16 protein-coding genes are annotated in these 21261 nt (G+C 73.4%); 4 read left to right on the forward strand and 12 right to left on the reverse strand.

What is annotated here, in order from left to right; genetic code table 11:
• Positions 1-18: 18 nt before the first annotated feature.
• Entirely contained in the window at positions 19-510 is a 492-nt protein-coding gene (locus OTB19_RS28795; protein WP_267801440.1) for a hypothetical protein, read from the reverse strand.
• A 137-nt stretch (positions 511-647) separates the two neighbouring features.
• Positions 648-1907: an amidohydrolase gene (locus tag OTB19_RS28800; RefSeq protein ID WP_267801441.1), complete on the reverse strand. Its 1260-nt coding sequence runs from the start codon at positions 1905-1907 to the stop codon at positions 648-650.
• A 168-nt stretch (positions 1908-2075) separates the two neighbouring features.
• Between OTB19_RS28800 and OTB19_RS28805 the strand changes: the two genes are divergently transcribed.
• Complete coding sequence (locus tag OTB19_RS28805; RefSeq protein ID WP_007268044.1) at positions 2076-2249, forward strand: thiazolylpeptide-type bacteriocin; 174 nt, start codon at positions 2076-2078, stop codon at positions 2247-2249.
• A gap of 100 nt (positions 2250-2349) precedes the next feature.
• Here the strand turns inward: OTB19_RS28805 and OTB19_RS28810 are convergent, their stop codons facing one another.
• The 10 genes from OTB19_RS28810 to OTB19_RS28855 all read right to left on the reverse strand — a co-directional run bounded on the left by OTB19_RS28810 (position 2350) and on the right by OTB19_RS28855 (position 18723).
• Positions 2350-4356, reverse strand: coding sequence for a TOMM precursor leader peptide-binding protein (locus tag OTB19_RS28810; protein ID WP_267801447.1), 2007 nt, complete (start codon positions 4354-4356; stop codon positions 2350-2352).
• A complete protein-coding gene (locus OTB19_RS28815; protein ID WP_266953228.1) occupies positions 4353-5108 on the reverse strand; it encodes an ABC transporter permease in 756 nt (251 codons plus the stop codon). Before OTB19_RS28815 ends, OTB19_RS28810 begins: the two co-directional genes overlap by 4 nt.
• On the reverse strand, positions 5105-6052 hold the full coding sequence (locus OTB19_RS28820) for an ABC transporter ATP-binding protein (protein WP_267801448.1): 948 nt from the start codon (positions 6050-6052) through the stop codon (positions 5105-5107). Before OTB19_RS28820 ends, OTB19_RS28815 begins: the two co-directional genes overlap by 4 nt.
• A gap of 111 nt (positions 6053-6163) precedes the next feature.
• Positions 6164-7288: a peptidase M50 gene (locus OTB19_RS28825; protein ID WP_267801449.1), complete on the reverse strand. Its 1125-nt coding sequence runs from the start codon at positions 7286-7288 to the stop codon at positions 6164-6166.
• Positions 7285-8346 carry a lantibiotic dehydratase C-terminal domain-containing protein gene (locus OTB19_RS28830; protein WP_267801450.1) on the reverse strand — a complete coding sequence of 354 codons (1062 nt, stop codon included), beginning with the start codon at positions 8344-8346 and terminating at the stop codon, positions 7285-7287. Before OTB19_RS28830 ends, OTB19_RS28825 begins: the two co-directional genes overlap by 4 nt.
• Positions 8334-11147, reverse strand: coding sequence for a lantibiotic dehydratase (locus tag OTB19_RS28835; RefSeq protein WP_267801451.1), 2814 nt, complete (start codon positions 11145-11147; stop codon positions 8334-8336). Before OTB19_RS28835 ends, OTB19_RS28830 begins: the two co-directional genes overlap by 13 nt.
• A gap of 55 nt (positions 11148-11202) precedes the next feature.
• A complete protein-coding gene (locus OTB19_RS28840; RefSeq protein WP_267801453.1) occupies positions 11203-12786 on the reverse strand; it encodes a SagB family peptide dehydrogenase in 1584 nt (527 codons plus the stop codon).
• 57 nt (positions 12787-12843) lie between these two features.
• Complete coding sequence (locus tag OTB19_RS28845; protein WP_267801455.1) at positions 12844-14796, reverse strand: TOMM precursor leader peptide-binding protein; 1953 nt, start codon at positions 14794-14796, stop codon at positions 12844-12846.
• Positions 14786-17008 (reverse strand): TOMM precursor leader peptide-binding protein, encoded by a 2223-nt coding sequence (locus tag OTB19_RS28850; RefSeq protein ID WP_267801457.1) that lies wholly within the window; start codon positions 17006-17008, stop codon positions 14786-14788. The genes OTB19_RS28845 and OTB19_RS28850 overlap by 11 nt, the downstream gene beginning before the upstream one ends.
• A gap of 113 nt (positions 17009-17121) precedes the next feature.
• A complete protein-coding gene (locus OTB19_RS28855) occupies positions 17122-18723 on the reverse strand; it encodes a BTAD domain-containing putative transcriptional regulator (RefSeq protein WP_420716929.1) in 1602 nt (533 codons plus the stop codon).
• A gap of 630 nt (positions 18724-19353) precedes the next feature.
• Between OTB19_RS28855 and OTB19_RS28860 the strand changes: the two genes are divergently transcribed.
• The 3 genes from OTB19_RS28860 (at position 19354) to OTB19_RS28870 (ending at position 21127) form a co-directional block, all read left to right on the forward strand.
• A complete protein-coding gene (locus OTB19_RS28860) occupies positions 19354-20082 on the forward strand; it encodes an NADPH-dependent F420 reductase (RefSeq protein WP_324289646.1) in 729 nt (242 codons plus the stop codon).
• Positions 20083-20286: 204 nt separating this feature from the next.
• On the forward strand, positions 20287-20625 hold the full coding sequence (locus OTB19_RS28865) for a MerR family transcriptional regulator (protein WP_267801461.1): 339 nt from the start codon (positions 20287-20289) through the stop codon (positions 20623-20625).
• Between the two features lie 298 nt (positions 20626-20923).
• Complete coding sequence (locus OTB19_RS28870) at positions 20924-21127, forward strand: cold-shock protein (protein ID WP_030228921.1); 204 nt, start codon at positions 20924-20926, stop codon at positions 21125-21127.
• The last annotated feature ends 134 nt before the right edge of the window (positions 21128-21261 follow it).

The raw sequence follows: 21261 nt of genomic DNA on the forward strand, positions 1-21261 counted from the left end.
ACGCGTCGCGGCGACGGATCAGTCCGTGATGGACGTGATCTTCTTCGTCTTCAGGTCGGCCTGGACGTGGATCCGCGTCGTGTCCCCGCCGCCCCACGTGAGGGTCACCGTGGCGTTGGTCTTGCCCGCGCCGCTGCCGGTGGAGTCGACCTTCCACTGCGCCGGCACGTTCTGGGCGCGCAGCACCCCGTTCGCGTGGTTGGTCTCCTCCCACTTCTTCAGCTCGGCCCGCAGGGGCGCGGAGAGGTAGAAGGAACGCAACTGGTCGGCCGTCTTGCCGTCGTGGTCGTAGACCGCGTCGATGTACGAACCGTAGAAGTCCGCGATACGGGTGAACGCGCCCTCCGGGCTGCCCGACACCGACGGCAGCGCCGCGGCGGCCTGCCCGGCGCGCGGAGCTGCCCCGTCCGCGGACGCCGCGGAGACGAAGGCGAGGGAGAGGGTCGCCACGGCCGCGGCGGCCGTGGTGGTGATCGCGATGGCGGTGCGCCTGCTCACGTGCTTGGACATCGTTGGTGCCTTTCCCCGTGGTCCGATGCGTGCCGGTGGCATCCCCGGCACTGCCCTGATCGACGTCACGGGCCCCGCGGTGGTTCTTCGATCGAGCGAAAATGGCCGAAAAGAGGACATGCGTGGCGGACCGGGCACTACGCGGGTGACCCGAGACAGCGCAGGGCCGCCGCGGTCAGTGCCCGCACCCCCGCCGGCAGCGCCGTGCGCGCGTCCGGCGCGAAGTCCGGCGCGTGGTTCGCCGGCAGCGCGGCCAACTTGGCCGCCGCGTCCCCGCCGGGCGCCGCCGCCCAGGCGCCGGGCCCCACCACCCCGAACATCCAATAGGCGAGCCGCACCCCCGAGGCCCCGTGCCACTCCCGGCCGGCGTCACCGAACAGCCCGAAGTCCTCCGCGGCCAGGGTCGGCGGCCACATCGCCACCCGCTCCGCGCCGAACTCCGCCGCGTGGGCACCGCGTACCGCCGCGGTCGTCGCCGGGTCGGGATGCGTGACGGGCGAGGTCGACACCCGCTCGATCTCCGGGTCCCGGGGGCACCCCGACGCCGCGCACTCGGCGCGCACGATCCGCTCGACCGCCCCGGCCGCCCGGGCCAGGGCGGCGTCGCCCGCCGCCCGCACGGTGATCCCCAGCTCGGCCCGGTCCGGCACGACGTTGGCCCGTTCACCCGCCCGCAGCGACCCGACCGTGACGGCCACCTGCTCGGAGGGGGCCGCCTCACGGGCCACCACCGTCTGGAGCCGCGTCACGATGTGCGCGGCCGTCACCACCGGATCGACTGTCAAGTGCGGGGCGCCGGCGTGCCCGCCCCGACCGTGCACCACGACCCGGAACGTGATGCTCCCGGCGGTCATCGGACCGTAGCCGTGCGCCACCATCCCCGCCGGCAGCGGGGCCGCGTGCTGGGCCAGTGCCACGTCCGGGACCCCGACGCGCTCGTAGAGCCCGTCGGCGAGCATCGCCCGCGCGCCCTCCAGGGTCTCCTCGGCGGGCTGCCCGACGACCACCAGCGTCCCGCGCCAGGCCCCCGCATCCGCGCGGGCCAGCAGTTCGGCCGCCCCGGCCGCCGCGGCCAGGTGGAGGTCGTGGCCACAGGCGTGGGCCGCCTCGCCCTCGCTCGCGTACGCCAGCCCGGTGGTCTCCCGCACGGGCAGCGCGTCCAACTCGGCGCGCAGCAACACCACCGGCCCCTCACCGCGCCGCAACACCCCGGCCACGCCGTGCCCGCCGATCCCGCGCACGGTCCGGTACCCGGCGGCCTCCAGGCGGTCGGCGAACCGCGCGGCCGTGCGCCGCTCGTCGCCCGACAGCTCCGGATGCCGGTGCAGATCGAGGTAGAACACGGTCAACGGCCTGAGCAGGTCGGGAAGTCCGGCGAGGACGGCGCCACTGGTCATTCCCCCATGATCGACCGATCGGGCCGGATCGGGGGAGACAGGGCGCTGACACTTCCTGTCAGGGAGATGACAGCGGGAGGCCGGGTGAGGTGACGGCGCGACCGGTTCTGATGGAAGGGCACCACGACAAGGGCACCACAACCACCGCCCTCGACCGAAGGAGTCACCATGGAGAAGTCCCCCCTCGCCTCGCTCGCCGACGAGATCCTGGAGCTGGAGTCCGAGACCTTCGAGATCTCCGACTACTCGGACGCCAGTGAGGTCGTGCTCGCCGGTTCCACGAGCTGCAGCTCCACGTCGACCTGTTCCTCGACGACCAGCACCACCTCCTGCAGCGCCTGACCCGAGCGCGGGAACGCCCCGGCCCCCCACGCGGGGGCCGGGGCGTCGTTCGTCGCCGGGGTGCCGGCGGATGCCGGGCGCGCCCGGGGACGCCGGGATGTCAGGGGAACGGGTGCGGCACCATCCGGATGTCGGCGTCCGTCAGGTCCGTCCCGCGCAGTCCCGCCCGCCGGGCCGCCGTCCTCAACCGGGGCGCGTACGGGGCCCGTTGCCGCGACCAGCCGAAATCGATCGGCAGCAGTCCCGGCACGATCGCGCACACCGTGTGCAGTTCCGCCCGCAGTTGCTCCGGCGTCGTCTGGTCCACCACGATCACCTCGTGCCCGGCGCGCGCCAACTCCCCGACGACCCACAGCAGATCGTCGCGAAGGTCCCCCGACGCGGTCCGGCCGCGACGCCCCGCGGTCGGGTCGAGATCCGCCAGGGGGCGAACGGCCGGCGGGTCCAGGTAGGTCCCCACGTGCGGGGCCATCTCGGGCAGACCGTACAACTGCGCGTGGTCCTTCAGGTGCTGCACCCGATTGAAGTCCGCCGCCATGGAACGCAGTTCGCCCAGCCGCTCCGCCACCTGGCCGGGCAGGTGCGGAATGTAGGTGAGCACCTCCGACAGGGCGGCCTCCACCGCCGCCGCCGGTTCCAGGGCCGCGCCCGCGCCGAAGGAGAACAGGCCCGGCCCGCCGTCGCGACGCACCGCCAGCGCGGTCACCACCGGGACCGCCATGTCGATCCGGTTGTCGAAGGCGTGCACGTCGTAGCCCTGGAGGGCCGCCCGATCCACCATCATGCGGACCGCGGCGCCCGGTACCGACGCCAGGTCGATCTCCGGCAGCCGCTGCCCGCCGTACCAGGCCAACAGGAAGGCGTCGCGCTCGATCAGTTCGAGCAGCGCCCCGAGCAGCGCCTCCTCCACGCTTCCGCCGATGGCGCAGCCGTTGGAGCACTCGAAGACGAAGTTGTCGGCCTCCACCCCCGCGCTGTAGTGCACCAGCCGGGCCGGCACCAGCACGGGCCGGTCCGCACCGAGCGCGTGCCCGTACACCCACGGGATGGGGCGCCGCGGATCGAACGGGGAGACCAGCGGGTCGTCCCGGTAGGTGGCGGGCGCGTAGAAACCGCACCGCGCCGGATCCAGCGCCCGATCACCCAGCTCCGCGTAGGAGGCGATCAGCAGGGAGCTTCCCGTCCTGCGATGGGTCCCCGCGTACCGCTCCAGCCCCTCCAGGAACGCGAGGTCGCGGCTCGCCTCGAAACTGTTGGCCTGACCGCTCCAGGTGACGTCCGTCAGGCCGGCGTAACCGCGCATGAACACGCTGCCCGCCACCGGCGCGGTGGTGGGGGAGGTGACGTTGATCCAGGTGGCCCCGCCCAGCACCCCGGTCACCGGATTGGCCAGCGCCTCCCGCGGCATCGGGTACGAGGAGGCCGCGCGCAGCCGTTGCGCGCCCGGGTGGGGTTTGGGGCGCGACCGCGCGACGAACGGCCGGGGCTCGTCGGTACCGCGCGGTCCGCAGTCCGGACACAGCGGGTCGGCGGCCAGGGGATGGTGGGTGACCGCCAGCGTCTCCAGGTCCAACCGGGACACGCGCGGCAGCGCCCGGTCCGCCGCCGACGGGCCGACCTCGGCCACCTCCCCGCCGAAGACCGCGCGGTGCAGGGCGTGAACGGCATCCCGCGCGAACGCGGTCAGCCAGGGCCGCTCCCGGGCCGCCGGGACCGGCGTGCCGACGCCGGTCTCCAGCGCGTCCCGCTCGCTGCGGCTGCGCAACCGCTGCCGCCGCATCGCCAGACACTGACCGCAGGCCGGGGCCGTACCGTCGCCGCCCCAGGGGCCCACCAGCACGTCCCGCGCGGTCAGGTGCACCGTGGCCGCCGGCCGGACCCCGGCGAAGGGGTCGGCGGCGCGCGGTCCGAGGGCGTCGTGGACCCCGAGGGTGACCACCGTCGCACCGAGCCCGGCGAGGGCCCCCGCCAGCTCCCGGCGGACCCGCTCCAGCGGGGCCCCGTCGGGGGCCGAGGGCGCCGTCGACCGGGGCGCCCCGGATCCCGGGCACGTCGGCTCCGGGCCCGTCGACTGCGGGGTCGTCCCGCCCGCGAGGGTCCCGGTCATGCCTGGTTGCTCCACCGGAAGGTCTTCAGACCGATGGCCCCGAACAGGAGGGCGAACCCGGCCAGGGCCGCGCACCCGACACCGATCGTCGCGAGCGAGCCCGATCCGGTCAGCGAGCCGGTCGCGGCGTCGTTGAGGTACCGCAACGGCAACACCCGGGAGACCGACCGGAGCCAGGACGGCATCATGTCCAGCGGCAGGAACGAGCCGGACAGGAAGGCCATCGGCACCATCATGCAGTTGGCGATGGCCGCGACCGCCTCGGGAGTGTTCGCGTAGGTGCCGACGATCACCCCGATCGCCATGAAGGCGGTGATGCCCAACACCAGCGCGGGCAGCACCAACGGCCAGCGCCCGTCCAATTCCAGCCCGAAGCCGGGCAGCATCGCCACCGCGACGAACACGGCGGCCTGCACCACGCCGACGACCAGCGCCAGGACGTACCGGGAGGCGAGCACCGTGGTCAACGGGGTCGGCGTCAGCCGGATCAGCCGCAGCAGGTCGTCGCGCCGCCACTGCATGAGGGTGAAGGCGATGCCGAACACCGCGGCGTTGGCGACGCCCCACGACATCACGCCGGGGGCGATGTACGAGATGTAGGGGCGGCCGCTCTCCTCGACGTCCTGCCCGCTGAAGATCAGCCCGAAGACGACCAGGAAGAGGAGCGGGAAGGCGAAGGTGAAGAAGAGGGTGGCCTTGTCCCGGACCTGCGCCCGGTAGCCGGCTGCGGTCAGGGCCGTGTACGCGCTCATGCCTGGGACTCCGTCGGGTGGTGGTGTGCTGCGCCGGTCAGTTCGAGGTAGACGTCCTCCAGGGTGGCCGTCCGGGTCATGACCCCGTCGAGCCCGGTGAGCCCGTCCAGGGCCTGGAGGACCTTGCCGGGCACGGCGGTCTCCAGGACCAGCGAGCCGCCCTGGAGGTCGGCCCGGTCCACCCCGGGCAGCGCCGAGGCCTCCTCGACGCCGATCCTGCCGAGGGGCAGCAGCAGCCGGGCCGGGGCCCCGGCCGCCGTGACGAGCCGGTGCGGCGAGTCCAGGGCGGCCACCTTGCCGGCGACCAGGATCGCCACCCGGTCGCACAACGCCTCGGCCTCGTCGAGGTGGTGGGTGGTGTAGACGATGGTGCGGCCCTCGCCCTTGAGGGTGCGCAGCACCTCCCAGAGGTCACGGCGGGCCTGTGGGTCGAGGGCGGCGGTCGGCTCGTCCAGGAAGATCAACTCGGGGTCGTGGACCAGGGCCGAGGCGATGGCCAGGCGCTGGCGCTGCCCCCCGGAGAGGTTCTCGACCAGCACCCCGCCCTGTTCGGTCAGCGCGACCGTCTCCAACGTGCGGGCGGCGGCGGCCCGATCGCAGCGGTAGAGACCCGCGACGGTGGAGAGGTGTTCGAGGGCGGTCTGTCGTACGAAGAAGGCCGACGCCTGGGTCTGCACGCCGATGCGGGGCAGCAGCGCGGTGTTGCGCGGCCAGGGGCTCTGGCCGAGGACCCGGACGGTGCCCGAGTCGGCCTGGCGCAGTCCTTCCATGATCTCGATGAGGGTGGTCTTGCCCGCGCCGTTCGGGCCGAGCAGGCCGAAGAACTCGCCGCGGCGCACGTCGAGGGATATCCCGTCCACGGCCTGCCGGTCGCCGTAGCGCTTGTGGACGTCCTCGATGGTGACGGCGGACTCGTCGGCCGGCCGGTTGCTGTCAGTTGTCATGGGATGTGCGGTTCCCTCGGTGTCGGGATCGGAATCGGTGCGGGTCGTGCGAGGAGTGGAATCGGTCAGTTCGGTTTCGGGGTCGCGGTCGGGGACGGACACGGATCGGGGTCAGGTCGCGGTGGCCACGGCGTACCAACAGGCGGCCGCCGCGCCGCAGAGGAGCAGCAGCACGAGGACGGCCGAACCGATGCCGTACGCGAGGTAGATCCGGCGCGCCCGCACGGGGTACGCGGCCGCGGCGGTCCGGTCGCGCAGCCGCAGCCGCAGGTACGTCGAACCGGCCGGAGCCAGCCGGGTCACCCGCAGGCCGTGGCCGAGCATCGTGTAGCCGTCGAGCGGCGGCAGCGGAAGGAGGTTGACCAGCGCCTGGACACTGCCGAGGAGCAGCAGCGCCCCCAGCACCCGGCCGGTGGGGTCGCCGACCGGCAGGGCGGCCCACCACCCGAGGAAGGGCAGCAGGAACAACAGGTTGGCGAAGGCCCCCGCCCCGGCGACGGCCAGTTGGTGACGACGGCGGCGCAGGTAGCGGTAGTTGTCGACGGTGCAGTACATGAGGGCGGCGGGCAGCCGCCACCGCAGCCCGATCTCGCCGACGCTCCCCCCGACGTGGCGGGCGGCCACCCCGTGCGCGAACTCGTGCAGGGCGGTGCTGAGCCACATGAGCGTGGCGACGGCCAGCAGCGGCACCGGACGCGAGAGCAACCACCACAGGTCGCCCACGAGCCGGCCCGCCGACGCGGCGAGCACTCCTTCCATGGCGAGACAGACCACCAGCAGCGCGACCAGCACCACCGGACGCAACACGGGCCGCAGGAACCGGTGCAGCCGGGCGGTCGTGGCGTCCGCGTCGGAGACCAGCCGCAGCGTGCCCCGCAGCAGGGTTCCCGTGCGTTGCGGCCCCGGGCCGGCCGCCGGCTCGGGCGGTGGCCCGCCGGCGAGCAGCCGCCGCGTACCGAGCAGGCCCAGCAACTGCTGCCAGTTGCGTTCGCCGAGCCTGCGCCCGAAGGCCTGGGCGTAGGCCTCGCCGATCTCCGCGAGGCTGCGCCGCCCGTCGAGCCGCGAGACGAGGAAGAACTCCTTGGGCCCGATCTCGAACGAGGCACCGGACACGGGGTCCTTGACCAGATGGACGGTCGCCGGGCCGTTGAGCAGCGGCGGCGACAGCAGGATCCCGGGCCGCAGCGCGGGCCGGTGGGCCAGCATCCCCGAGGGCGCGGGGGTGGGGGCGGTCACGGCCGGGCCGCCTCGGCCGCCCCGCTGCCCACGCCCTCCCGCAGCACCCGACCCAACAGGTGGGCGAGGTAGGCCTCGTCCCGGATCGTCACGTGCAGCCGGTTGTTGGTCATGTGCATGTACGGGGACAGCAGCAGCGGCAGCGCCACCGCCGGATCCGTCACCCGCTCGTCCCGGGTCCCGTCCCAGGAACGGAACACCAACTCCCCGGAGGCCGCCAGCGCCCCCGCCCGCTCGCGCAGCTCCCGGCAGTGCTCGGCCCACCCGGCCAGGAACGCGGGCAGCCGTCCGGTCTCCCCCGACCCGAGCGCCTCTCGGACGGCCGCGAACCTGCGGGCGATCCCCGGCGCGCTCTGCCCGTACGTGCGGTCGTACTCGGCCGAACCGATGAAGCCGGTCCCCGGGAACGCCCGGTGCCAGAACTCGTAGTAGCGGTCCAGATAGCCGCCGAGCTCCTCCCGATCGGGCAGGAAGACCCCGGCCATCACCATCATCAGCTGCGCCGATGTGCCCAACAGCACGGTCCGCAGGTGCAGGTTCATCGTGCCCAGCGCGTCCATGACGAGATCACTGGAGTGCGCGAAGTGCCATTCGGCCAGCTCGACCCCGGCCGGGCCGCCGTACTTCCCGTACTCGGGCTCGTACGGCTCGTACGCGTACGAGTTGTTGGGCCGCAGGTTCATCCGCCCGTCCGGCCCCATGAAACCGGCGCGGTCGCCCTCGGGGAACTCGATGTCGAAGAGCGTGTTGTAGAACTCGTTGAGGAAGCCCGAGTCCACCTCGTACAGCGCCGGGCGGGCCTTGAGGAACGCGGCGACGGCCTCCTCGGTGCGGCGCCGCACCTCCGGGGCGGCCTGCGGGGTCACGGGCCGCAGGCGCAACCGCACGTGCGGGCCCTCCAGCCAGTAGTTGATGAAGAAGTGGCCGGCGAGCAGCCCGTCCTCGGTGAGCGAGGCGATCAACGGCCGCACGCACCGCACCAGCAACGGCTGCGGGTTGGCGGCGTAGAAGACGTGCAGCGCCTGCCATTCACCGCGCGTCTCGGTCAGCTCTGACATCGGGAACCGCCTTCCGGGCGTCGGTCGGGGGAGAGGGGCGACTGCGAGGGCTCCGAGGGATCCGGGAGATCCGGTGGACCCGGGAGGTTCGAGGGGGTCGGGACGGTGAAGGTCTCCACGGCCAGTTCCGCCACGTGGGCGCCCGCCGAGGTGTACGTGTGCAGCCCGTCGGGGTCGGGCAGCATCTCGCGGAAGACGACCCGGTGCCCCGGATCCCGCAACAGCGACTCGAAGACGGACAGGGAGAGCAGCGACGCGAAGTCGACGTACTGAGGTTTCGCCCCGAGCGCCGACGACCCTGCCGACACGGTCGCGAACACCCGCTCGGGCAGCCCGTGCGTCCGGCGCCAGCGCTGCCACTCCACGAAGTGCGCGGCCTCCCGCGCTCCCGACACCGGCAGCGCACCGGCCGTCGTGCTCCACGAACGCCGACTGAGCACCAGGTCCCCGTGGGCGACCCGGGGCCGTGAGGTCACCCCGTCACGCGCCGGACCCTCCGGCACCCCCGCCCACACGTCCAGCGGCGACATCGACGACGGGGACAGCAGCAGCAGGGTGCGCGGGATCGCGGGAAGGGCCAACGGGACCAGGTACCCCAGGTAGACGGGGATCACCTCGCACCCCAACCGGTGCGAACGCAGGGCCACCCGCCCGGTCCCCGGATCGTGCTCGGCGTACAGGTCGCCGAGGTCCAGCCGGCGGTCTTCGGGCAGGGTCCCGCTCTCGCCCGGGCAGACGATCTCGTAGTCGGTCAGCGGGTCGTGCAGGTTCAGGTTGGTCGTCACCGGCCCGCCGGTCACCTCCGCGAACACCGCGCCCCCGGGGGTCACCCGGGAGGCCGTCGCGCGCAGCTCCCCGGCGAGGTCCGGGCGTCCGCCCGGCTCCTCCTCGTACACGTGCGTGAACCGGCTGAAGGGGAACGACAGACCGCCGTACGAGCGGTTCAGCACGGTCATCCGCTCGCCCGTGGCGGGATCCCGGGCGAACTGCAGATGGTGGCAGCGCGGCGCGAACCCGGGCGTCACGCCGTCCAGTTCGGCGGCGACGGCCGCCACGTCCTCCTCGGTGAGCCGCAGCCCGACCCCGCCGTCCTCCCCGTGGGCCGACCAGCGCGCCCGCATCCGCGTCACGAACGCCCGCCGCGCCGCGTCCAGCGCACGGAGCCCCGACAGGCCCAACCAGTTCTCCTCCGGCACGTACTCCCCGTGCGCGTCGAACGGGGTGCGCCGGGCCGTGAACGACAGGTACTGGTCGAAGAAGTCCTCGTGGAAGTCGTGCACCAGACCCAGCAGGTCCTCACAACGACCGCCCGCACCGTACCGGGCGGTGAAGAACCCCTCGAAGGTGATCCGCTGCGCCAGCGTGAGGTCGAAGGCGGGCAGGATCCGCTCGACGGAGCGCAGCGCGCCCCCGTCCGCCGTCCAGTCGGGCGCCGGGCACGACAGGTCACGGCCCGCGCTCACGTCCTCGTACAACAGGGTCTGCGGCAGCGCCGTGTCCGGCGGGGCCCCCAACTCCCGTGCCAAGGAGCCCAGATCGGCGCGCAGGGTCCGCAGCAGGGCGGCCCGCTCCGCCGGCCCGGCGAGCGGGTAGCGCTCCAACACCCGCGCCGGCCCGTCCAGGAGCGCGGCGAGGTCGTCGGCCCACGGCCGCTCCAGGGCGGCCAGCGACCGCCGGAAGGCGGCGAGCGGATCACCGTCGTGAACCTCGGTGTCCAGGCACGGCACACGGACCATGCCCAGCTCGATCAGGGCCGACACGTACGCCTCGCACTCGGCCGGCGCCGCGCCGTGCTCCGCCGCCAACCAGTCGGCGAGCTCGCGCCGGCGCAGCTCGGGCCGGTCCGCGAACAGGGCGAGCAGCCGGTCCAGGGTGCCGCTGCGCCGCAGGAAGAACAACCGGTCCCGGACGGCGTCGAAGGTGACCGCCGCGGTGTCGTCCCCGGGCGTGACCGAGCGGCGGACGTACCGGATCCGCTCGTCCTCGCGCCCCCAGCCGGAAGCCGGCCGCAGCGGCAGGTCCAGGCGGCGCACCGGGTCGGCGAGGATCAGCTCGGCGAGCCGGGCGAGCACCACGACGTTCAGCCGTACACGACTGCTCCACCGGTCCTCGGCACGGATGCCCTCGGTGCCCCCGTCGGCCCGGAACCGGCCGGTCGCCACCGCGGTGAAGGTGCTGAACGGGCTGGTCTTGCAGGCGGTGCGGTACACGTACGACAGCGCCGACCGCTCCACCTTGCGCAGGCGACCGCCCGGCTCGCGGCCATCCGAGGTCGCCGCCGCGTACGCGTCGAGCTGCGCCTCCAACACCGGCGAGGCCAAGAGCAGCCCGTGCCGCACCCGCTCGTCGGCGAGCAGCCGACGCAGCGCGTCACGACCGCGCCGCAGATCCGCGGCGAGCAGCGCCTCCCCGTCACCCCGCAGCTTCTCCAGCGCCGCGCGCCGCTCCAGCCAGCCGGCCAGCCGGTGCCCGACGTCCCCGTCCAGCCCGGCCACCACCCGCACGGCCGCGTCCGGATCGGCGGGCGCCCGCCCGTTGTGGACCAGGCGCCGCAGCCGCAGCAGTTCCCGGCGCAGGGCCGCGCCCGGCCCGCCGGGCGCGGGGTCGGTCGCGCCGACCGCCCGGTGCAGCAGGTCACCGAGGAGCTCCGCGTCCGCGCGGACCACGCCCTCGGCGCTCAGCACATCGGCGGCCCAGCGCAGGGTGTCCGCGCCGCGCAGCCCGTCGACCGAGCTCAGGGGCAGCCCGGCCACGCGCAGCATGAAGCGGTCGCCCGCGTGCCAATCGGTGGTGGTGTTCATCCTGAACGTCCTGGTTCTCTCGTCGTCGGTCCGAAGGAGCGCGCCGCGGTGCGGCTCAGGCGATCTCATGGCGGAAGTCGGCGGGCCGGGGCCGCTCGTGGCCGAGCAGCATGATCAGCAGAGCGGCCTCGTCGGTCCCCGTCAGCCCCAACTCCTCGGCGTACGAGATGTTGTCGAAGCCGAGGGCCACCCCCGCCCCCAGGTCGTGCGCGGCGGCGCTGGTGTAGAAGGTCTGGGCGACCGCGCCGACGGTCGCGCCGACGAGCCGGTACCCGCGGTCTCCCACCGCGTCGAGCACCGCGGCGGTCCGTACGGTCGGCACCAGGACGGCGCCCGCCTGCTCCAGGTTGTAGTTGGAGAGGAAGTAGTTGCGCTGGAGGAACGGCCCGGGGGGACCGGGCACCACCAGCCGCAGGACGTGCCCGTCCGGATCGTAGGCGTACGCGCCCGGCTCGACGCCCTCCACGTGGTTGACGAAGACGTACAGCGCGGTGAGCCGCGGCCCGTCCGGCCCCTGCGCCTCGCTGCCCACCGCGGCCGCGGCGCAGTCGGCCAGCACGGCGGCCAACCGATCGGCGGCCACCGCCCGGGTCGCGTCGAACCGACCGAAGCTGCTGCGCCGTGCCCGCAACGCCGCGGTGACGTCCCTGACGGGGGGCGCCGCCGGCGGCAGCGGCACCGGGACGCCGCCGACCGGCGGCCGCGCGGCGGCGGCGTCGAGCGCCCCGGGCGCGGGCCGGTCCCCGGCGTGCCCGAGCGTCGCGGCGTGGATCCGGCCGGCGGTCTCGAAGGTCAGGACGGTACGCGAACGCTCGGCGTCCCGGTGGCGGACGGCGGGAGCCGGGGCGGGGGGTGCGCTCGCCCCGGAGGCGGAACCCGCCGGCCGGGCGGCCGAGGGCGGCGGCAGCGCCGTCGCGGCGCCCTCCCACTCCAGCGGCACGACCGCGAAGATCCCCTCCTCGTGCGGGACCACACCGAGCAGCCGGGCCAGCCGCTCCTCGTCGAACCAGAGGGCCGGCGCGATCCGCAGACCGCGCTCCCGGGCCCACAGCCGCCAGGTCTGGAGCACGGTGCCCACGTCCATGCTCACGGCGTGGAAGGAGAAGTTGTTGTACTTGAAGGCGTTCTGCCAGTACTTGACGCTCAGGACCAGGTACTGGCCGGATCCCGCGAGATCCCCTCCCAGCGCCGCGCCGACCTCCGCGCCCACCTCGCCGGTCAACAGCCGCCGCAGCCCGTGCTGGTGCGGCGCGTAGTGGTACACGCCGGGCGTGAGCGGGCCGCCCCCGCCCGCCACCCAGTACACGCCGACCGGGTACAGGCCGCCCCCGGACGCGGTGCCCCGCGACCAGTTGGCGTGCGTGTAGTGCGGAAGCGCCGCCAGGTCGGTGTTGGCCTGCACGCCCAGCCGGCGGCCGGTCAGACCGTAGGAGTCCCGCAGCATCCCGGACAGCAGCGGCAGGGTGAACACGCCCTCCCCGGGCCCTGGTTCCGGCTCGGGTAGCGGCAGGGTCTCGGCACCCGGGTAGAACTTCGCGTCGCGCGGGCGGTCCGCCCAGTCGGGCACGAAGTCGACGGGCTCCATCGGCACCCTGCCCCGGTGCATGATGGCGTCGGCATAGTCATGGGCGAAGCCCACACGTCCTCCTACGGTCGTCGGTGGTCGGCGGATACGGTCGAAACGACGGACGGAACGTCAAGGGAAGGGATGTGGCGCCGGGTTGAAGTCGCCGGGCGCCCCATCACGGGATCCGGTCGGCCGCGTGAACTCCCGCAGCCGGGGCATCCCGAGCGCCCGCTGCCGCGACCACCCGAAGTCGATCGGCAGCAGGCCCGGCACCAGCACGCTCACCGTGTGCAGGCCGAGCGCCCGCTGTTCGGGCAGGGTCTGGTCGACCACCACGACATCGAACCCGGCGCCGGTCACGGCCCCGACACACCGGTCCAGGTCCTCGCGCACGTCCGTCGACACGCCCTCACCCGAGGCGTCCGACCAGGACAGGTCCGACACCGGGGCCGGCGGCCGGTCCCGCGGCCCGCGCAACAGGAAATCGGCGTGTCGGCCCATCTCCGGCACCCCGTACACCAGCGGGTGATCGTGCAGCGCCGTCACCAGGTCGAAGTCCGCGGCCATGGCCCGCAACCGGGCCTCGTCCCGCTCCGTCCGTCCGGCCAGGTTCACGGCGTCGGTCGCGATCTCGCACAGCGCGGAGTCCAGGGCCGACTCCGGGTCCAGACCGGCCCCCGCCCCGAAGCACATCCGGCCGAGCCCCCCGTCGAAGCGTTCCGCGACGGCGGTCACCACCGGGATCGGGAAGTCGACCCGGGTGTCGAAGAACCGCGCCCGGTACCCGTACAGGGCGAGCCGGTCGACCATGGCCCGCGTCGAGGCCCGGGTGCTGGTCGCCGGGTCGATCTCGGGCAGCCGGCGGCGCCCGTACCAGGCGAGCAGGAACGCGTCCCGCTCGACGACCTCCATCAGCCCGAAGTAGCAGGCCTCGGCCAGACTCCCGCCGGAGGCACACCCGTTGGAGCTCTCCTGTACGAACCGGTTCTCCAGACCCGGCGCGTGGTAATAGGTCAGGATCTCCGGCACCAGTCGGGGTTCCCGATCGCGCAGCGACCAGCCCCACACCCACGGAATCTCCCGATCGGGGTCGAAGGGGCGCACCCGCGGGTTGTCCCGGTGGAAGTCCGCGCCGTACAGGCCGACCTCGCGCGGATCGACGGCCCGTCCCGCGAACTCGGTGAGGGAGCCGCGCACGCTCGTCACACGGGACCGCGCGCGCATCCCCGCGTACCGCTCCAACCCCTCCAGCACCCCGACCAGTGCGCTGCGTTCGAACGACTCCGTGTGGCCGCCCCAGAACGTCTCGCGCAGGTACTCGCCCGACCGCATGGAGAAGCAGCCGATCGTCGCGGAGGTGGAGGTGGAGGAGACGTCCTGGACCAGGGAGGGCCCCAACGCCCCGCACAGCGGGTTCGCGAAGGCCCCCACGTCGATGCCGTACTCCTCCACGCGCCGGGTACGGAACACTCCCGGCCGGTACTTCACCGCCGGCGCGGGTTCCGGCGACCGGGCCGCGTCCACGACGGGAACGGCGCACACCGGACACTCCGGGTCGGGCACCAGCGGATGGCGTCGGACCGTGCCGGTCCGCAGGTCCAGCACCCGCACCTCGGGGAACGGCCCGGACACCGGGCCCCCGCCGGATGCGACCCCCGCGATCAGCGCCGCGAGGACATCGGCGGCGAAGGCGTGCGCGTACGGCCACTCACCCGCCGGCCGGGTGCCGCCGCCCAACTCCAGCGCGTCCCGCAGCGCCACCGAGCGGACCCCCTGCCACCGGCGCTCCAGACAGTGCCGGCAGCCCGCCCCGCCCGCCGGTCGTGCGACCGGACCGACGACGGCCTGATGGCCGTACAGCCAGACGGGCACGGCCTCCGGGGAGGCGTCCACCCCGCCCTCCGGGGCGGCGTCCACCCCGGGCGAGGACCCGCCGCCGGGACCGGCGAACGCGTCCCGCACACCGAGCGTCGACAACCGCACGGGCGGCGCGCCGAGGGTGTCCAGCGACCGTCGCAGCAGGCCGGCGAACCGCCCGGCCGCCTCGGCCCCGAGCCCGTCCACGAGCGCGCTACGCGTCATCGCGGGGCTCCCGCGCCGCGGTCAGCAGCACCCGCACGGTGTGGATGCCCACGCCGGCCACGTCGGCCGACCCGGTCCCCACCACGTACGCGTCCCGTCCCGCCGCCTCAAGGCGCGCGGACACCGCGGTCCAGTCGGTCGTGGCCCCGCCCTCGACGGGGGCGGCCTCGCCGGCCACCGCGAGCGCGCGCGGGTCCAGGTCCCGCAGCAGCGGATCACCGGTGTCAACGGGGGCGCCCGCCACCGTCGCGTCGGCCTCGTACTGCGCCGCGCCCAGCAGTTCCCGCAGCGCCTCCACCGCCGCCGTACGCCGATCCAGACCGGCGCCGACCGCCCAGCGCACCCCGGCCCGGGCCAGCATCACCTGCGCACCGCTGTGCGCGCCCTCGCCCAGGTCCAGGAGTTCCACCGACAGCCCCAGCCGGTCCGCGGACCGTACGAGGAACACCAGCTCGGCGTCCGACCCCTCGGCATCCGGCCCGTCCGGGTCGGGCAGCGGCGCGAGCGCGGCGCCCCCGCCCCGCACCACGCGCAGCAGCGCCGCGTGTCCCAGGGCGGAGAGCAGACCGGCGGCGGCGGCGTCGGCCGTCGAGGGACCGGCGCCCGCCCCGGCCCGGGTCCGCTCGAAGAGCCGGTCCGCGTTGTACGGCCCGAACGGTCTGACCGCGCCCGCGGGCACCAGCGCGGGTTCCTTCGTCAGTAGGGACACGGCCCGCTCGTAGGCGTGGACCCCGCCCGGCAGCCCGCTCGCGAGGGCCAGCGCCGCCGCCTCGACGACGGGCAGCGACCCGTCGTCGACCAGGGGTCCGCGTGCCGGAACCACGTGTTCGGCGTACACCAGCGCGGCCGTGTCCAGCGCGCGCATCCGCGCCCCGGCGACGTGGTGGACGTCGAAGGCGGCCACCGAGCGCCGGCCGCTGTGACCGATGCCCAACTCGACCACGCCGATCTTCAAAGGCAGTTGGGTCAGGGCCTCGTCGGCGTACCGGGTGAACACCCCGGCGCGAGGCCGCACCAGCGTGGAGCGCCGGTTCAGTTCCTCCACCAGGGCGTCGGCCTCGCGGGCCGTCTCCACCGTGGGCAGCGACACCGCACCCGACGCGCCGGCCGCGGCGAGGTCCACCGGTTCCGTCTCGCCGGGAGCGGACTCCGCGCAGAACGGACATCGCGGATGGCGCGGCAGCGGCTCGGCGGTGACGTCCAGCGACTCCACGTCCTGGATCAGGAGCCGGCCGGAGGTCTCCGCCGGCAGGGCGCCCGAGGCCGTGCGGAACACCTCGTATCCGAGCAGGTTGCCGATCATCGCGGCCAGCGGCCCTCCCGGCACCGGGCCGACCGGCGCCGGCGCCCCCGGCAGGGCCAGCCCGCTCCACAGCTCGGCCGCGGCGCCGGCGGTGTCCCCGTTCGCGCCGAGCCGCAGGGCCGCGCAGGCCCAGCACCCCGTCGTCCCGTGGGCCATCAACGGGCCGACGACGGCGTCGGTGCCGAACGACCAGGCCGGCAGGAGGGTACGGCCCTCGGGTATGCCGGCGCGCAGCAGGGGCAGCAGTCGGGCCGCCGCAGCCGTCCCGCCCGTGACCACCACGGTGTCGAAACCGTCCAACGCGGCCCAACCGGGTTCCGCCCCGAGGTCGGGCAGCGGGCGCACCTCCACCGGGGCGCCGTCGGCCGTGGCCTCCGCCGCCTCCCGCTCGATCTCCCCGAGGTCCGGGCCCGGCAGCACGCCGACGAGGGCGGAGCCGTTGCGCACCAGGCTCAGGGCGCACCAGCGGGCGATCGCGTCGTCGCCCAGCACCGCCACCCGCGCGTCGCGGAACCGCAGGAACCGCGTCTCGGCGTCGTCGGCGTAGTGGTCGGCGTACGCGATCTGCGGGGCGAAGCGCCGTGCCACGTCGGGCGGGAGGACCGGCGCCGCGTCCGTCGCCGGCTCGGTGACGGAGCGGGCGAAGTCCCGTTCGTAGAGGGTCTTGACGAGCTCGCCGAACATGGCCCGGTGGTCGTCGCCGAGCCCCTCGCACAACGCGGCGACGGTGTGCTCACCGGTGAGGTGCGGGACCACGAGCGTGGCGAACCGGTACGCGGTACGGGCGTTGAGCCGGAACCCGCCGTCGGTGTTGTGGAACAGCACGCCCTCGGGCGTCTGCGTGAAGAGCACGTCCCGGCGGATCCGGGGCCGGGTCGTGGCGACGGCTTCGTAACTGGCTTGGGACATGGGTCACCCCTGATTGCGGTCTGGGCGGTACGGGGAGCGGAGCGAACGGGTCGGGAGATGGGGTGGGGGGACGCCGGGCCCTGGGCGGGCGAGGCGGGGGGTGGGGTCGGGTGTCAGTGCGCCGGGGGAGGGGCGGTGGCACGTTCACGGGCGATGTGACGCGCGTAGCCGTGCAGAAAAGCGTGCAGACGGTACGGATGGCCGGGTGGTCCGTCCTCCAGCATCCCGGCCTCCACCAGCTGTTCCAGGACGGTCGAGGCCCCCGCGTCGGTGAGGTCGGCCCCCGGGGCGAGCGAGCCGAGGCGCAGGAACGCCTCGCGTGGCTCCGGGCCGAGGGCGGCCAGGGCCTGGCCGAACACCTCGGGCACGGAAAGCCGTGGATCCTCCGCCAGGGCCAGTCGTGCGGGAGGATCCTCCGCGAGCCACGCCGCGCAGTCGGCGATCGAGAGCCCGGGACGGGTCAGGAGCCGGCCCGCGGCGATGCGCAGTGCCAGAGGGAAGTACCCGCAGACGGAGGCCAGGTCGCGGGCCGCCTCCGCCTCGGCCGCGATCCGTTCCTCCCCGACGAGTCCGGCGAGCAGCGCGTACCCCTCGCTCGCCCCGAGGACGTCCAGGCGGTGTACGGAGCCGCCGCGCGTCGCGACGACGGCCGCGAGCCCGCGTCGGCTGCTGACCACCACGGAGGTGTCGCCCGCGGTCGGCAGCAACGGCAGTACCTGTCCGGCGCCGGCGGCGTCGTCGAGGATCAACAGCCTTCTCCCGTCGCCGGGTTCGGGCAGCAGCTTGCGGGCCTCCTCGACGTCGACGGGACTTCCGTCCGACCGGGCCAACGGGATCGTGAACACCCCTCCGGGGAAGGCGTCCTGTACCTCGTACGCGCTCTGCCGGACCAGCGCCGACTTGCCGATCCCGGGCGCACCCGACACCACGACCAGCCGCGGTCCGCCGGGGGCGGTCAACCGTGCCGCGATGGCGCCGCGGTCGGCCTCGCGCCCGGTGAAACCCGTCACGGGCGCCACCCGCTCGCCGGCGGCGGACGTCAACGCCGGCGCCACCGAAGGTCTTCGCGCGGCGACGAGGGTCGGCCGCCCGAGTTCCTCGGCCCGCAGGATGGCCAGCTCCAGGCGTCGCAGTCCCGGTCCGGGATCGACTCCGAGTTCGTCGCGCAGTCGGTCCTTGACCACCCGGTACTCGGCCAGGGCCTCCGCCTGTCTCCCGGTCCGGTAGAGCGCCTCGATGAGTTGCTCGGTGAAGCGTTCGCGCACCGGGTGTCGGCGGGCCCCCTCGTAGAGGTCGACGAGCACCTGGTGGCAGTTCCCGGCGGCGAGTTCCAGATCGCAGACGCGCTCCAGGACCCGCAACCGTTCCTGTTCCAGGGCGGGTACGGCGTCCCGCTGGAGCATCCGCGAGGCCACATTGGCCAAGGGCTGCCCCTGCCACAGGGCGAGCGCCGCGCGGAGTCGATACAACTCCTCTTCCTCGTCGGCGGCGGCCCTCGCCTGTCCCGCGAGAAATCGGAACAGTGCGAGATCGAGTGTCTCGACGTCATTGGCCATGCGGTATCCGCCGGGTACGGCCTCAATGGTGGTCGCGGATATGCCGTACTTGGCGAATAGCCGGCGCAGTCGCAGGACACATGTCTGAAGTGCGGCCCGTGCGGTGGCGGGGGGTTCCTCGTCCCACACGGCTCGCAACAAATAGTCGGTGGAAACCACCGTGCCCGGATGCAAGAGCAAAGCGGCGAGCAGGCTGGTTGGTTTGGATGGTTTGAGAACTACGGTTTCGGGGCCGTGGGCAATACTCAAGGGCCCCAGAAGCTGGAACCGCATGAAGGTCCCCCGTGTCGGGTCACGTATGGAGCGGAACGGCGAATGACGGGGGCGGTGGTCGGCCGAGCCCGCGAGCGAGGCCCGGGACGGAACTGGTCCATACCAAGCCTGTGGCTGCTCTTCCGCCCCCCGTTGGGCGGTGCACAAATGGAACACTACATAACGGATCTTGTGAAAGTCGAGCCATGTGCCGGCTCGAATCCGACGTGACGGGTGTTCCTCTCCTTTCCGTCACATGGCCGCCCCGTGGAGTTACCGGCGGCCCGTCAAAAAGGTTCAGGCGTAAACGAATCATGAGTGTGAGGCCTGCCCGGCATGAATGAGAATCGTTATCCCGCCGGCGATATGACTGATCCTCGACGGTCGAATCCGGCCATCGTGGCCGTGATGAATCGGAGGTCGAACGCGCGTCACGCCCGACACCCGAGGCGGGCCGCCGGGGCCGCACAGCACCCGTCACGGGGTCGGGGAGTCGCCCGTACGGGGGAACCGTGAAATCGAGGGCCGAGGAGCGGAATGCCGCGCGCCTCCCGGCGGTTCGGACAAGCGCGACACCCGAACTCCGCACGCACTGGAGAGCTCATGAAGATCGGCATCATCGGCGCCGGCAACATCGGCGGCAACCTCACCCGTCGGCTCACCTCACTCGGCCACGAGGTCTCGGTGGCGAACTCCCGCGGCCCCGAAACCCTTTCGGCCCTCGCCGAGGAAACCGGAGCCACCCCCGTCACGGTCGCCGACGCCGCCCGCGGCGCCGAGATCGTCGTGGTCACCGTCCCGCTCAAGAACGTGCCGGACCTGCCGGCGGGGCTCTTCGACGGGGCGGCGGACGGCTTCGCCGTCATCGACACCGGCAACTACTACCCGAAGCAGCGGGACGGCCGCATCGCCGCCATCGAGGACGAGGGCCTGACCGAGAGCCGCTGGACCCAGAACCACCTGGGCCACCCGGTGATCAAAGCCTTCAACGGCACCTACGCCGACGACATCCTCGACAAGCCGCTGCCGGCCGGCGCCCCCGGCCGGATCGCCGTCCCGGTCGCCGGAGACGACGAGACGGCCAAGAAGGCCGTCCGGGACCTCATCGACGAGCTCGGCTTCGACACCGTCGACGCCGGCGGCATCGACGAGTCCTGGCGTCAGCAGCCCGACACCCCGGTCTACGGACTGCGCGCCGGCGTGACGGCCGTCACCCAGGCCCTCGCCGAGGCCTCCCCGGAGCGCCCGGCCGAGTTCCGCGGCTGACCGTCCCGGGTCGGACGAGCGGCGGCCCGCTCCAGGGGCGCGACCGCCGCTCGTCCCGGCCGAGGTGGGGCCCTGGCGGCACGTTTCGCCGCCTCGGAGGGGGATCACCCACCCGGTCAGGTAAATCTATGCTCACGAATGTAGTGATTGCAGTGCGGGAGGCCTAGTATTTCTGGCGTAGTGAGCCAGTGAAACGAAGGTGTCATGCCCCCCGAGAAGTCCCCGCTCGCCGACAGTCTCGACGATGACTACTACCCCGCCTACACGATGGGCAGGGCCGCCGAGATACTGGGCGCCACGCCCGCCTTCCTGCGCGTGATCGGAGAGGCCGGACTGGTCACCCCGCTGCGCTCGGAGGGCGGCCACCGCCGGTACTCCCGCCACCAACTGCACCTTGCCGCGCGCGCCCGCGAGCTGGTCGACGCGGGCACGGCGGTGGACGCCGCGTGCCGGATCATCGCGCTGGAGGACCAGCTGGAAGAGGCCCTGCGGGCCAACGCCCGGATGTGCGAGTCCGGCTCCGCCGGGGACGAGACCCCCTGAACGCCGGGCCGCCCAGCTCATACCTGTTGCCGCCGGTGCAGAAATTCAGCGAATACGCGTGCAGGGTTTATGTGACGACAGGCCGAGACGTGAAAACCTTCCGCGCCACCGGCTAGCGCTGTGCTACTGTTCTTCTCAGTTGCAGTTGTGGTTCCCAAAGACTTCAAGTGCTCCCCCCGGATTCATTTCGGTGGGTGCACTTTTTATTTCCGGATGTTTTTTCGGACGGGGCAATCATTACTTCGACTCCGGTGCCCGCACAGTGTGGGTCCGGGTACAGCCCCAAAGGAGAAATCATATGGCATCTGGCACCGTGAAGTGGTTCAACGCGGAAAAGGGCTTCGGCTTCATCGAGCAGGACGGTGGCGGCGCTGACGTGTTCGCCCACTACTCGAACATCGCCACCCAGGGCTTCCGTGAGCTTCAGGAAGGCCAGAAGGTGAACTTCGACGTCACGCAGGGCCAGAAGGGCCCCCAGGCCGAGAACATCGTTCCCGCCTAAGCGTTGACAGGTACTGCGTAGCTGGGGCCCGCACCTTGGGGTGCGGGCCCCAGCTCGTTGCTTTTTCCCAGCTCCGCCGGCCGTCACGGCCCGCGTGAGCGGCGCGGCAGCATCGTCTGCCGGAGCGCCCACGA

The organism is Streptomyces sp. H27-H5 (genome assembly GCF_026627505.1).
GTDB lineage: Bacteria > Actinomycetota > Actinomycetes > Streptomycetales > Streptomycetaceae > Streptomyces.

Coding starts and splice junctions, on each gene's coding strand:
- OTB19_RS28835 (WP_267801451.1), bottom strand. CDS start 11,147: ATGAACACCACCACCGATTGGCACGCGGGCGACCGCTTCATGCTGCGC.
- OTB19_RS28800 (WP_267801441.1), bottom strand. CDS start 1,907: ATGACCAGTGGCGCCGTCCTCGCCGGACTTCCCGACCTGCTCAGGCCG.
- OTB19_RS28830 (WP_267801450.1), bottom strand. CDS start 8,346: ATGTCAGAGCTGACCGAGACGCGCGGTGAATGGCAGGCGCTGCACGTC.
- OTB19_RS28865 (WP_267801461.1), top strand. CDS start 20,287: ATGCCCCCCGAGAAGTCCCCGCTCGCCGACAGTCTCGACGATGACTAC.
- OTB19_RS28820 (WP_267801448.1), bottom strand. CDS start 6,052: ATGACAACTGACAGCAACCGGCCGGCCGACGAGTCCGCCGTCACCATC.
- OTB19_RS28845 (WP_267801455.1), bottom strand. CDS start 14,796: ATGACGCGTAGCGCGCTCGTGGACGGGCTCGGGGCCGAGGCGGCCGGG.
- OTB19_RS28795 (WP_267801440.1), bottom strand. CDS start 510: ATGTCCAAGCACGTGAGCAGGCGCACCGCCATCGCGATCACCACCACG.
- OTB19_RS28805 (WP_007268044.1), top strand. CDS start 2,076: ATGGAGAAGTCCCCCCTCGCCTCGCTCGCCGACGAGATCCTGGAGCTG.
- OTB19_RS28850 (WP_267801457.1), bottom strand. CDS start 17,008: ATGTCCCAAGCCAGTTACGAAGCCGTCGCCACGACCCGGCCCCGGATC.
- OTB19_RS28860 (WP_324289646.1), top strand. CDS start 19,354: ATGCCGCGCGCCTCCCGGCGGTTCGGACAAGCGCGACACCCGAACTCC.
- OTB19_RS28870 (WP_030228921.1), top strand. CDS start 20,924: ATGGCATCTGGCACCGTGAAGTGGTTCAACGCGGAAAAGGGCTTCGGC.
- OTB19_RS28815 (WP_266953228.1), bottom strand. CDS start 5,108: ATGAGCGCGTACACGGCCCTGACCGCAGCCGGCTACCGGGCGCAGGTC.
- OTB19_RS28810 (WP_267801447.1), bottom strand. CDS start 4,356: ATGACCGGGACCCTCGCGGGCGGGACGACCCCGCAGTCGACGGGCCCG.